The following is a 12,218-nucleotide window of genomic DNA, read 5'->3' on the forward strand; positions in this document are numbered from 1 at the left end:
TTGCCTCCTCATTCAATGTGCAGCCAATAGAGAGCTCCTGCTCTGATGAAGATAGTTCTACTACTAGTTATAGCTATAGTGGCTTTCCGCGCTTGAATAGGAAGAGAGGCTTTGAGGTTTAGGTTTAGGTTTAAGGTTACTACTTTTGAGTGAGTGCAACGATTCGCTCGTTAGATCTCGAACTGCTAACAGACTGCGGGTTTAAAATTGCTTGCGGGTTATGGTTTCGAACAAACTCGATGAATTCCAGATAAGTGAGTGGCTGACTGAAGAAGTAGCCTTGTATTAGGTTACAGTTGGCTTTTCTGAGGTAATGATACTGTTCTATCGACTCAACACCTTCTCCGACGACTAGCGTGTCACAAGAGTGGCCTAAGTTAACCATAGATTCGACCATCTTGCGGTCGGCCTTGTCGTCTACCATGTTATCGATAAAGCTCTTATCAATTTTGAGCTCATCCACAGGGTAGTGGAGAAGTTGGTTAAACGCTGTGTAGCCCGTACCAAAATCGTCAAGGGAGACCTTTAAACCTAAGCTTCTGAGGCTCTCGATAGTCTGCACCGTAAGCTTGGTACTTTTCACGTAACTGGTCTCGGTAATCTCTATAATAATGTTGCCAGGTGGCACTTGATAACGTTCGAGTACTTTACGGATGTTGTCGGCAAAATTACGGTTGTAGAGCTCCATCGCCGAGATATTAATTGACAGAGTGCCCTTGTATTTATGAAGTTCTGAAAGCTCTTTATAGCTTTTGATCGCGGTGCCAATGACCCACATGTCGAGCCTGGCAATAAGGTTACTCTTTTCTGCAACTGGGATAAATTCTTCTGGTCCCGCATCGATATCGAATAAGGCTGGGCAACGAATCAGGCACTCCGCGCCATCTATCTGAAGTGTCTTGGCGTTAAAAATAGGCATAAAGCGAAGTTCAAAGTTGTCACTTTCGCAGCACTCTAAGAGTCTTTTCTCTACAACGTCATGGCGTTCCAAGGTATGTAACAACTCTTCGCCATAAACAATACGACTTTCGCCATCACTATGAGACTTCGCATTAGCTAACATTTCATCGATGCATCGGTGCCAAATCTCATCGAACTTTGGCGTGTCGAGCGGTAAAACACCTGTTGCGAGTGATAATCGAAACCCATAGTAGTCAAGGAAGGTGGTGCCGGTCAGCGTATTGTTGATGTTCTCAATTTCTTCGTTTATCACTTGGTTCTTACCCATCTCCAAGATCGCGATAAACTGATTCCCTCCCAGTCTGGCTAAAGAGTAATCACTGCAACTAAAGCCCAAAGAGGCTTGTTGGTTTTGTAGTGTCTCTTTCAGTGCTTTAGCTAAGCTTATCAGTACATTATCACCAACTTTTGCCCCGTAGAGATCGTTAATTTTACGAAAATCGATGATGTCCCAACAAACCACATAGCAGTGTGGGCTCATCGAGCTTTTTAGTCGTACATCAAGGTGTCTGATGAAAGAGCGTCGGTTAGCTAGCTTGGTGAGTTGGTCGAATTCGGCTTCGAACTTCAACTCTGTTAATGAGTCTATGTACGCGTTCTTTAAACCATCAATTTCACTTTGCCCCGATGAACGCTTGAAATACCTAAGCTTGAGCCCGCCGATCGATATCTCTTGCAGTAAGTCTTTAAGCGGGCGCACAAGTTGGTAACGCACCACTAAATGCACGATCAACATGATCGTAAAGAGAGTGCCAAAGCCACCTAACAAGGTTTGTTTAGCGATGATGGCTTTCTCATGGTTGAACTTTTGTTCTCGAATATTTACTTGCGCGATGAGATTTCGGCTGGTCATCTGCACATTGATATTATCTTGGGTTTGCTCAATTGATTTGATAACGAATTGGGTATTTTCAATGTTGGCAGCGTCTGAGGATGGCTCGATTAAGAACTGAATATTGTCATCGTCATTGTATTTGATTAATAAGCTAGAGAGTTGTATCAGAGGTCCGTCAGCAATCAAAATGTAGCGATTTAAACTGCTACTTGCACGTTTATCTTGAGGAAGGAGGTAAGGGTCAATTGCCGCAACATACGAATATCTGAGCTCGCCACTAATCGAGACATAAGAGAAGCTTTCGTAGGAGAGTTCCTTCTTGCTGATTAACGAGGTGTATATGTCGAAGACTCTTTCATAAATCTTGTCAGGGATTTTTAGCCCCTCGAAAGGGTCGGCTCTGAGAGTCGAAAGCGTTAATTTGAACGTAGGGTCCACGATATAAACATTGCGTTGCCCAAATTGATTGACGTGATTCTGGCTTAATACTCGGAGTACTCGTTTTTCCAATAGCGATAGAGTCGTGTAGTCGCCAGGATTTTGAATGTAGCGGAGGAACTGCAACGAAGAACCGATATCTTTAACTAGTAAGGACAAGCCGAGCTGCTCGTATTCCGCCGCGACTAAAGCGGTGTTCACATCAGATTGCACCTTGTCCAAATACATGTGCTTAGCATGATTTGATGCGAAGTTGTACATCACGATTCCTGCTATCAGGAGCACAAATGTCAGCGTTGGTAAAAGTACAAAATAGAGCTTCTTCAATACTGGCATGAGTTATCTCAAACTGTCGACAATACGATTGCGAATTTGAATGCTACTCGGTTCTAACGGCTGATAAAGGTAGCTGCGATCTAATACTTCTTTATTCGGGAAAAGCTCGGGATCGTTTTGATACTCCTGAGAAGTGAGTGCTTTTGCTTTTGAACTTGGCGTTGCAAACCATGAATCCATTGCGTTTTGAGCGGCGATTTCGGGTTGCGATAAGAAGGAGAGAATCGTGGTTGCCTGTGGAGATCGCTCTCCGTTGTTAATTGCAGCCATACACTCTAACCATAAGGTTGTTCCTTCTAGAGGTACTGTGTAGGCCCAAGATGCCTCAGGTTCGGCATCATTAAGCACATAGCTGTCACCTGAGTATCCGTAGGCGAGGTCGATGTTGGCTAAGTGTTCGGGATGACGAATATAATCGACAACGTATTCATTACTTTCAAGGTGAGGCTTCTGTGCTTGTAGCGTTTTGTAAGCGACTCGAAGTTCTTGTTCGTTGTTGGTAAACGGCTCAAATTGATTCATCAGAAGCGCAGCACTCACCAAATCCGTAGGCTCATAATACATGCTGATTCGGCCGCTGGTTTTGGTTTCAGGGTCTAGAAGAGCGCCCCAAGACTTGGGAGTCTCAACTTTTCCGCTTCGGTATAAGATGCCGGATGTCCCCCAAGCGTAGGGGATTCCATATTCGCCACACCCATCCACCCATCTTGAGTCAAAGTTGCTTGAAAGGGATTGCTGCAAGTCGCTCAGGTTGTGGAATAAGTTCTGTTTAGCCAGCGCTTTCAGTTTCATACTTTCAATGACAACCAATTCAAACGCACCTCGTCGTTCACTCAATAGCACTTCATCACGAATGGACTCGTCAGAAAAATATTGCTGCTTTAGTGAGATGCCGTAGGTATCACTCAACTGGGTAACGACGCTGTCAGATAAAAATTCATCCCAATTGTAGAGATAAATATCATGCTGCTGGCCAAATACAGGGCTAGCCAAAAAGGATGTTGACGCAAGTATTGATACGCAAAACGCTTTCACTGACGGATTCCCTTTCGTACGTGATAACTAAATCGTAGCCCAAAATTTGCGACATGATTCAAATTTAGGCACTTAATTTAACTTCAACTTCATGCATTTCATGCAAATAGCAACTTGCTACTCCTACTTGATACCGAACCTTTATCGTGTGAGGCAAGGATGACTCCGTCGTATCGTATTCAACACAAGTACGTATTCCAGTTTATTGTCCGTGAATGGATTATTTAAATTAATATTCATCATAATATCCATTCTTACAAGTTATTATGCAAATATTAAGCATTAAATAATGATGCGGTGATTACCTTTTTCGGGTTTTCGCTCGTATTAATCGTCGTTATTCCTTTGTTTTGCCATCGCGATTTACTCTTATGTTCAATGTTCTTTTATCCCTAAAAACACTTCTATAACGTTTTGTTTATCATTTGTTTCGTTTCTCAATAAGTATCGATAAAGTTGTTGCTAAAGACTTGTAGCACAAGGTGATTGTGCTTATTGTGGGCAGCAATATCTAGGTTATGTCCCAACGAGCCATGATTGCCGGTTTGGGAAATGTTGTGCATTTAGGAGCCATTGTGGATTTAGAGATATATCAAGTAGATTCGTTTACAACTCAAGCGTTTAAAGGGAACCCTGCCGGGGTCTGTATCTCCAAAGAGCCGTTGGATGAGTCGTTAATGTTTTCAATCGCTGAAGAGATGGCGGTATCTGAAACGGCTTTTCTCGCGCTTAACACTATGACGCTTAAATGGTTCACTCCCGAAGTCGAAGTGAAGCTGTGTGGACATGGCACACTGGCAACGGTTCATGTGATGAAAGAACAAGGACTGCTTGAGACAGGTGATAAGGTCGTGTTTAACACCTTATCTGGGGAATTATCTGCCGCCGTTTGTGAATCGTCTATCGAGCTTGATTTTCCTAGCTCCGAACTGTCATTAGATTCTGAACCCAACCTCACGCTACTTGAACATCTAGGTTTAGATCCGCATCAAGTAGTTTCATTCAGAGAATTTGACTCTAAGCAGTTAATCGAAGTTTCCAACGAACAAGTGTTATTGGAGCTTTCACCAAACTTTGATGCGTTAAAAGGTATTCAAGGGCGAGGTGTAGTGGTGACAGCATTGGCAGCAAATACGGAACTTGATTTTGTTTCTCGCTACTTTGCACCTTGGGTTGGGGTTAATGAAGATCCTGTGACTGGCTCGGCACATTGCGCATTGACGCAACACTGGGCAGAAAAGCTCAACAAAAGCAGTTTCAGTGCTTATCAGGCGTCTCGTCGTGGTGGTTATATGTCGACAGAGCTCTTAGCCAATGGGCGAATAAAGTTAATCGGCTCTGCGACCACTGTGATTGCTGGCGTGTTGAAGCTTTAGGTATCTATAGAAGCTTTAGAGCGCTGTTTGCTTTGTTTTGTTGGAACCGCCTAGTACGTTTTATTCGACTGTTCACAGTTAAAAGAGGCGGCTAGAGCGTAATGTATTATTGAAGGAATCACCGTGTCTGCCTTTTATCTTTCCCAAGTATTAGTCGCGATAGCCATTTGTTTTGATCTTCTGTCATTCCAATTCAAGGAAAGGAAGAAAATCGTCACTTGTCTGTTCTTTGCTGGCGTTCTTATTTCGAGTCACTTTATCCTTCTTGAACAGTGGACAGCGGCAAGCTTAATGACGATTGCCACGATTCGCTATTTGACGAGCGTATTTTCTACCTCGTCTAAGTTTAAATATTTGTTTTCTTCGATGTCGGTGGTCGCAACCGCAGTGACTTACTCAGGGCTGACCAGCATATTGAGTTGCTTTGCCTCCGTATTTCAGACCTTTGCAGCCTTCAATAAAGATGACCGTCGATTAAGAGAATTGATGATCATCGGAACCAGCTTTTGGTTGGTTCACAATTATTTAGTTGGTTCGCCAACAGCGGTTGTTATGGAGGCGCTGTTTATCTGCAGTAACTTGGTGGGCTATTACCGTTTTTACTTCAAAAAGAGTGCCGCTGCTTAGGTTTACAGTACAGCTAAGGCCCAAGTTGTTAATCAATTCAATGCTAGCTAGGAGAGCTTGATGCCAAACATTTACAATGATGTTCCTTCATCAATACCCAATGAAATATTCAATGACCTGATTGCCAACGACAGTGTTCGAATTGAAAGAATATTGTCGCATGGACACAGCTCCCCGGAAGAGGGTTGGTATGATCAAGATGAGAATGAATGGGTGATGGTGATAGAAGGTCAAGGCGTCATCGAGTTTGAAGATGGTCGCATTGTTACCTTGTCTAAAGGGGATTATCTCAATATTTCCGCAGGTGAAAAACACAAGGTGCTGAGGACGGATAAAGATGCGGTGACGATCTGGCTCGCTGTGTTTTATCGTTGATATCTTGCTCTAAAGCTGAGGCTGTTAGGTTATAAAGCTTGCTGATTCAGCTGTTTATTTTCACCTCAGAAAGGACTTAAGACAAAAAGGAGTATGTTGTGATTAGAATTCGAAACTATCAAGCGAATGATGACAAAGCACTGTGGGAGATCTTCTTTCATACCGTACGTAACGTGAATGTTCGAGATTATTCTCAACAGCAAGTCGAAGCTTGGGCACCCAGTAGCTTTGACTTTGCGTTATGGCAAAAGCGTATGAATGGGTTACAACCCTTTGTGGCTGAACTCGATGGTTGCGTAGTTGGCTATACTGACCTGCAACCAAGTGGCTTGATTGATCACTTTTTCTGTCACCACGAATATCAAGGGAAGGGGGTAGGGAAAGCGTTGATGGAACATGTTTTCACTGTGGGTCGAGTTCGTGGTATATCGAGATATTTCTCTGAAGTAAGTATTACCGCAAGGCCTTTCTATGAGCATCTTGGTTTTAAGGTGGTGAATGAACAGGAAGTCGAAATGCGTGGTGTAAAGCTGACCAATTACGTGATGGAAAAGGTAGTTGAAGATAGAAAAGTCAGTTGAATAGGCGGACTCGTGTTCGTAGGGATACAGAAACCGAGTTTGAAATATTAATGAACCTTTTTAAGGATAACTTTTCCTGATCTATTGATATTGTCGATGAGTTCAAATTGTGTGCAAGATAATTTGTCTAATCTAAACATTGAATGAATACAAGGAGTGTTGTTCATGAGTCATGTGAGTAGATCTAAACTATATACATTGGTGTCGATGTTGTCCTTCGCTGTTGGCGTTCTTGCCTTAGATGCTGGGGTGTCGGGGCTATTTCCTCTCTTTGTTGTCGTCATCTCATTCTTTTCATTTGTCATCAACTCGTTTCTTTGTTTGTTCGGAGGTAAACGCGAAGATGGCTTTGATGCCTATCAAAAAGCAAATCAGACTCGGTCGCGAGCACTGGTCAAAGGCTTAGAAGACTCGAACAAATAAACCTATGCCTTCAGACGAACGGTAATCTCATTTTTGACACAGTTTTCACCTGCTTTTTGTTCTCTTATTCAAGAAAAAATCATCTCTTTAGAGATAATATTCACTTCAACTAATATCAGTGAAGGAAGTAAAGTGGGTATTGAAGCTTTAGCGTTTGTGATGGACGCATTAATCACCGCATGTTGTATGTACATCGCCTCTAAAATGTCTTTCGTGGTCGCAGATTTTAAATCCCTTCTTACTATTGCTGTTATCGTTGCTCTGGTGTCATTGATTCCAACAGTAGGTTGGGTGTTAGGGTTGATTCTGTTTGTGTTCCTACTCGGGAAAGCGACGCACTCTAGTATTGGTGACTGCATCTGGGTAGTGGTCTTCACGAAGGTGGTATCGATGGCGGCCTTTCTGATATTCGGGCGCTTGTTTATGTAATCCGGGTTCTTGCTTATATAAAGGCAGGTTCGGCTAGTTTGATACCGATCTTAACTTGGTATTTAAACGTCAAAAGGGTGTGAGCCTGTCACACCCTCTAAGAACCTTTGATTTGTGTTCATCTTTATTATTTAGGCAGTAATACAGCATCAATCACATGGATAACACCATTGCTTGCTTCAACATCTGCCATCACGACCTGCGCTTTGTTGACCATCACGTTGCCGTGATCAATTCCTACCATTACCGCTTCGCCTTGCACTGTTACGGCACTATCAAGTTTCATCACTTCAGACGCCATTATTTTCCCTGGCACCACATGATAGGTCAGTACTGCAATCAGCTTGTCTTTGTTTTCTGGCTTCAACAGCATATCAACCGTTCCTTCTGGTAGCGCAGCGAACGCTTCATCCGTTGGCGCAAACACTGTGAAGGGACCGTCACCTTCCAATGTTTCAACTAAGCCTGCCGCTTTTACCGCTGCTACCAAGGTGTTGAAAGAGCCGTTTTCAGCCGCCACGTCAACGATATCTTTCTTCATTCCGTGGTGATCAGCGTGAGCAAAAGCCGTAAAAAGAAGCGTCGCAACTAGCACTGACATGGTTTTGATTAATTTATTAAACATATTGTCTTCCTTTGAGTTTTGTCCGTTATTTTCGAGAGGTATTACGAAAGCCCAATCGTGATAGATCAATTTGTTGTGTCTTTGAGTGAATGGTTAGCGATATCGACAGCGTCAAGCGAATAAACTTATATTGTTAAATGCTTGTTACAATTCCATTTTGATGCTTATAGTTATTTGGTGATTATTCAAGTAATGGATGTGAATATGAGGTTTGTTTTACCAGTAGTCTTTTCTGCATTGGCTTCAATGCCTGCAAACAGTGGCCTTGCTCTAAGTGAAGGCTTCAGCGGTAACTTCAGTGTATTGGCCGGTTTCTACTCTGACAGTAGTAATTTGAGTACTGAACAAGATTCGAATCAAGCCACCAACACCCAGGAAGGGGAGAGTGAAAACCAAGGGCTACTCGGCTTTTTGGGTACTGTTCAATATACTTTTGGCGAATCGCTGACTCACCAAGTGTATGCGGGTACGACACGAGAGGATATTGCAACAGGTACCATTGCGTTTGAGATCGGTTATAGATACCAACTTTCTGGTGGCACCATATTGGATTTTTCTGTTATTCCTACGCTTATCTCGGGTAAGGCTTGGACGGATCCGTATGCTGTTGGCGTTAATCGAAATGAAACGGATGTGAAAGGTAATGTAGGACGACTGCAGCTCACTAATATCGGTGGAACTGGTTTTCGAACGGATCTCGCATTTGGGCAATCAGATGTTGATGAAGAGCTATCTGGTAGCCAAGGCTTATCTCCGGAAGATACTGTGCTGCTGGATAGGGAAAGAACCTATGTGTACGCCAAAGCAGGATACCGCTTTATCTTACCAAACCACGCAGGTCTATTTGTTCCTTCAATGGTGTATTTCCACTCAGACGCAGAAGGAGGAGCACTCAGCTTCGATAGTTATGGTATTGAATTAAACTACGCGAAGAGAATCGGTCGTCATGGTTTTGTTGTCACCCTAGATGCAAGTGATCGTGAATATGATGAGTCGAATCCAATTTACGGGCAAGTACGTGAAGAGAATGAATTCGGTGCATTCTTAGCTTATGAGTTTGGTGGTTTGATGGGCTATAAAGATTGGGCGTTCATTACTTTACTGGGTTTAAGAAGCATAGATTCTAATATCGATTTCTATAACTCCGAGCAAGTATTAGCGAGTGTGGGTGTGGATTATAAATTCTGATATTCACACTATTTTAAAAATACTCATCAAAGCAGAAGTTTAAGTTCAGTCTTACTATTTGTTTAATTATTTCGGGCACTTACACCTTTAAAGGTTGTAGGTTCCCGTTGCTATCCGTAATATGAAAATTAGCTTATGGATAGAAATAATAGGATAAGGAAGCGCTTTGGAAATACAAATTAGACATTTAGAAGCAACGGATAGCCAAGATATTTTCGATATTTATCGCCGCCCTTCAGTTTCAGAAAACACCTCACAAAAGCCTTATCTTAGTTCTGAACAAGTGGAGCGACTGTTTGGTCATTCAGACCATTTCACTCTGGTTGCGGAAGTCTCCGGCAAAGTAGTGGGTCACATTACTTTATTCATGACCACCAAGGTAAGAGACAGGCACTGCGCTGGTCTTGGTATTGCTATTCACCCAGATATGCATGGTAAAGGGGTCGGTAAGGCGTTAATGCAAGAAGCGATCAATCAGGCGGATAACTGGCTTAATCTCGTGCGTCTTGAGTTAGAGGTTCATGCCGATAACCACGCCGCTATTGCTTTGTATGAACGTGTAGGCTTTCAGTTAGAAGGCACAAAAAGACTCAGTACGTTCAAAGCGGGTAAGTACATCGATATGTTGCTGATGTCGAGAATACGACCAGATTACCGTTGAGATCGAACCAAACAGGTTCCTGCTTTAGAAATCGGTTAATGAGCAATTGATTAGTGAAATTCCCATTAAACTCTGTATAGTAGCAACCGTTTGCTTCGTATAACCCCAATGATATGGTTTGGGGGTATCTACCAGCTCCCGCAAAGTGCTGATTACGAAGGGTTTAGATCACAATTGTGTTCTTACTCTTTGTAATGGCGTTCAAGAAAACCTCCTGTCTATTATTCAGAGTAAGTGCACACCTAAAATCCATAGTAGGTGAAATATGAACGCATTTATTCAAGGGCTCCCAAAAGTAGAGTTGCATTTACACATTGAAGGTTCGCTCGAACCTGAGTTACTTTTCCAGCTTGCTCAACGCAATGGCATTGAGCTGCCTTATTCATCCCCAGAGCAACTAAGACGCGCATACGAATTTGATGATTTACAGTCATTTCTGGATATCTATTATCAAGGTGCTGATGCACTGCGCACAGAACAGGATTTCTACGACTTAACATGGGCTTATCTAGAACGCTGTAAAGCCGACAATGTTATCCATACTGAGATTTTCTTTGATCCTCAGACACATACCGATCGTGGCATTGCATTCGACACCGCTATTAACGGCATTCATCGTGCGCTTGAACAGGGTCATAAAGAGTTGGGCATTACCTCTCAAATCATCGCATGTTTTCTGCGCCATTTATCTGAAGAGAGCGCCATTCAAACGTTCGCAGAGGTATTGAAGCATCAAGATAAGATCGTCGGGGTTGGACTGGACTCTTCTGAATTAGGACACCCACCAGAGAAGTTCAAGCGTGTATTCCAACAAGCAAAACAAGCGGGCTTCTTGACGGTGGCGCATGCAGGAGAAGAAGGGCCGGCTCAAAACATTGTCGATGCGATTGAAATGCTCAGCGTGAGTCGAGTGGATCATGGTGTCCAGTGCATGACAGACGAAGCTCTAATCGAAGAGCTGATTGAAACCAAAATGCCACTGACGGTGTGCCCACTGTCGAATATTAAATTGCGTGTATTCGATGTGATGGAAGACCACAACATTGTCGAACTGCTCAGAAAGGGTGTGGCTGTAACGATTAACTCGGATGACCCTGCTTATTTTGGTGGTTACATGTCGGATAACTTTAATGCGGTGAGCAAAGCTCATGAGATGACGCATCAGGAGTTAGCGCTGTTTAGTTTGAATGCGATAGACGCGAGCTTTATTGAAGCGCCATTGAAGCAGCAATATCGAGAGCTTGTTCAAGGTTACTTAGCTAAAGCTGATTTTGACCAGAATTTCTAGCCGCTGTGCCCATTTACTAGCAGCTGAGTATAAAGCGCTAGGATGGCCAACTAAAGTGGATGGTAAAGTGTTATCGACTGAGTCTGCTTAATCTCTATAAGCCTAAATCATCTAGATGAAGACAAAAAAGAAGCTGGCAGTTTGCCAGCTTCTTTCATTTTTAAATTAAGCTCATTGAGCTACTTGTTCACGTAGTCTTTGAATTTCTGCTTGGTTTCAGCATCCGCTTTTTCGTACCAGAAATAGAGCATCTCTTCAGCTGTATTTGCTGCATTTCCGTCAATCTTTGTTGGAAGCGTTACCGGTTGTGCGACAGCAGCTGCTACGCCCGCGCTAGAACCTACTGTAAGTGCAGCGATGCCGCCTTTCTGGTTGTACTCCTTCGCTTCTTGCGGGTACTTACGACCAATCTGCATGCCATCTTTGATAAGTTTGTCTTGCTTAACACTGATTGCATTTTGGTTTTCATCAACCAGTTTCCAATCTAAGTTTTGAAGGCCTTTTTTCGCTTCGTTGGTGTTACGGAACTTAGGCATGTCAAACGTCAATGCTGTGTCTGTCGCATCAAAAGTAGCAATAATGGTATCGCTATCGACAAACTCTCGGTCGTTACCTTGGCTGAAAGCCAGTTGATATTTGAAAACGATTTGGTTTACGCCATCTGGAACGGTGATCGTTTTGCTCGAAGAGAAGAAACCACCGTCGAGATCAGGTTTAGCCTCATTAACAGCTAAGACTTCGACTAAAGCATCTGCGCTAGAAGGAACTTCAATTGTTACGTCAGCTAACACTTGTGGCGCTGCGATAATTGTGGAAAGCAGCGCGATGGATTTTAATGTTTTCATAATCATACAGTTGTTTATGGGCAGTTGAACTACAATCGCATGGTAAGAACTCCAATTCAAGTCATGTCATAAGGATTTGAAAAAATTTGCGAAATCTTAACGCAACGGTCATATATTAAGGTTCACATTGACTAGTGTGAGTTTTTATTTTTGAAAAATGAGAGGGTAGGTTGGGTGCAGGGCGGGAGCATACTTT

13 protein-coding genes and 1 riboswitch are annotated in these 12,218 nt (G+C 42.9%); of the genes, 9 read left to right on the forward strand and 4 right to left on the reverse strand.

Annotated elements, in window-relative coordinates; translation table 11 throughout:
• Nucleotides 1-139: 139 nt before the first annotated feature.
• The gene (locus AB4493_RS18445; protein ID WP_372155576.1) at nt 140-2,569 is read right to left on the reverse strand and encodes a putative bifunctional diguanylate cyclase/phosphodiesterase; all 2,430 of its coding nucleotides are present in this window, start codon (nt 2,567-2,569) and stop codon (nt 140-142) included.
• A 3-nt stretch (nt 2,570-2,572) separates the two neighbouring features.
• Nucleotides 2,573-3,604, reverse strand: a complete 1,032-nt coding sequence (locus AB4493_RS18450) for a PotD/PotF family extracellular solute-binding protein (protein ID WP_017060025.1) — start codon at nt 3,602-3,604, stop codon at nt 2,573-2,575.
• 575 nt (nt 3,605-4,179) lie between these two features.
• On the opposite strand from AB4493_RS18450, the gene AB4493_RS18455 reads away from it, so the two are divergent.
• From AB4493_RS18455 to AB4493_RS18480, 6 genes are all read left to right on the forward strand, one after another.
• Complete coding sequence (locus AB4493_RS18455) at nt 4,180-4,980, forward strand: PhzF family phenazine biosynthesis protein (RefSeq protein ID WP_372155577.1); 801 nt, start codon at nt 4,180-4,182, stop codon at nt 4,978-4,980.
• 123 nt (nt 4,981-5,103) lie between these two features.
• Nucleotides 5,104-5,607 carry a YgjV family protein gene (locus AB4493_RS18460; protein ID WP_017060023.1) on the forward strand — a complete coding sequence of 168 codons (504 nt, stop codon included), beginning with the start codon at nt 5,104-5,106 and terminating at the stop codon, nt 5,605-5,607.
• A 60-nt stretch (nt 5,608-5,667) separates the two neighbouring features.
• On the forward strand, nt 5,668-5,982 hold the full coding sequence (locus AB4493_RS18465) for a cupin domain-containing protein (protein ID WP_102332873.1): 315 nt from the start codon (nt 5,668-5,670) through the stop codon (nt 5,980-5,982).
• Between the two features lie 98 nt (nt 5,983-6,080).
• A complete protein-coding gene (locus AB4493_RS18470) occupies nt 6,081-6,563 on the forward strand; it encodes a GNAT family N-acetyltransferase (RefSeq protein WP_017069854.1) in 483 nt (160 codons plus the stop codon).
• A gap of 165 nt (nt 6,564-6,728) precedes the next feature.
• Complete coding sequence (locus AB4493_RS18475) at nt 6,729-6,986, forward strand: hypothetical protein (RefSeq protein WP_017060020.1); 258 nt, start codon at nt 6,729-6,731, stop codon at nt 6,984-6,986.
• A 132-nt stretch (nt 6,987-7,118) separates the two neighbouring features.
• Complete coding sequence (locus AB4493_RS18480; RefSeq protein WP_017064710.1) at nt 7,119-7,415, forward strand: hypothetical protein; 297 nt, start codon at nt 7,119-7,121, stop codon at nt 7,413-7,415.
• 127 nt (nt 7,416-7,542) lie between these two features.
• Here AB4493_RS18480 and AB4493_RS18485 read toward each other — a convergent pair whose 3' ends face one another.
• Complete coding sequence (locus AB4493_RS18485; protein WP_372155578.1) at nt 7,543-8,040, reverse strand: fasciclin domain-containing protein; 498 nt, start codon at nt 8,038-8,040, stop codon at nt 7,543-7,545.
• Nucleotides 8,041-8,244: 204 nt separating this feature from the next.
• Between AB4493_RS18485 and AB4493_RS18490 the strand changes: the two genes are divergently transcribed.
• The 3 genes from AB4493_RS18490 to AB4493_RS18500 all read left to right on the forward strand — a co-directional run bounded on the left by AB4493_RS18490 (nt 8,245) and on the right by AB4493_RS18500 (nt 11,177).
• Nucleotides 8,245-9,228: a DUF2860 family protein gene (locus AB4493_RS18490; protein WP_372155579.1), complete on the forward strand. Its 984-nt coding sequence runs from the start codon at nt 8,245-8,247 to the stop codon at nt 9,226-9,228.
• Nucleotides 9,229-9,394: 166 nt separating this feature from the next.
• Nucleotides 9,395-9,889 (forward strand): GNAT family N-acetyltransferase, encoded by a 495-nt coding sequence (locus tag AB4493_RS18495; RefSeq protein ID WP_017060016.1) that lies wholly within the window; start codon nt 9,395-9,397, stop codon nt 9,887-9,889.
• Between the two features lie 75 nt (nt 9,890-9,964).
• A riboswitch (purine riboswitch) is annotated at nt 9,965-10,064 on the forward strand.
• Nucleotides 10,065-10,154: 90 nt separating this feature from the next.
• Nucleotides 10,155-11,177 (forward strand): adenosine deaminase, encoded by a 1,023-nt coding sequence (locus tag AB4493_RS18500; protein WP_136979512.1) that lies wholly within the window; start codon nt 10,155-10,157, stop codon nt 11,175-11,177.
• A gap of 179 nt (nt 11,178-11,356) precedes the next feature.
• Here AB4493_RS18500 and AB4493_RS18505 read toward each other — a convergent pair whose 3' ends face one another.
• The gene (locus AB4493_RS18505) at nt 11,357-12,022 is read right to left on the reverse strand and encodes a DUF2057 family protein (protein ID WP_102320967.1); all 666 of its coding nucleotides are present in this window, start codon (nt 12,020-12,022) and stop codon (nt 11,357-11,359) included.
• Nucleotides 12,023-12,218: the final 196 nt, after the last annotated feature.

Origin of the sequence: Vibrio sp. 10N.222.55.A1 (assembly GCF_041473835.1) — a bacterium.
GTDB classification, from domain to species: domain Bacteria; phylum Pseudomonadota; class Gammaproteobacteria; order Enterobacterales; family Vibrionaceae; genus Vibrio; species Vibrio crassostreae_C.

Coding starts and splice junctions, on each gene's coding strand:
- AB4493_RS18445 (WP_372155576.1), bottom strand. CDS start 2,569: ATGCCAGTATTGAAGAAGCTCTATTTTGTACTTTTACCAACGCTGACA.
- AB4493_RS18475 (WP_017060020.1), top strand. CDS start 6,729: ATGAGTCATGTGAGTAGATCTAAACTATATACATTGGTGTCGATGTTG.
- AB4493_RS18500 (WP_136979512.1), top strand. CDS start 10,155: ATGAACGCATTTATTCAAGGGCTCCCAAAAGTAGAGTTGCATTTACAC.
- AB4493_RS18465 (WP_102332873.1), top strand. CDS start 5,668: ATGCCAAACATTTACAATGATGTTCCTTCATCAATACCCAATGAAATA.
- AB4493_RS18490 (WP_372155579.1), top strand. CDS start 8,245: ATGAGGTTTGTTTTACCAGTAGTCTTTTCTGCATTGGCTTCAATGCCT.
- AB4493_RS18505 (WP_102320967.1), bottom strand. CDS start 12,022: ATGAAAACATTAAAATCCATCGCGCTGCTTTCCACAATTATCGCAGCG.
- AB4493_RS18485 (WP_372155578.1), bottom strand. CDS start 8,040: ATGTTTAATAAATTAATCAAAACCATGTCAGTGCTAGTTGCGACGCTT.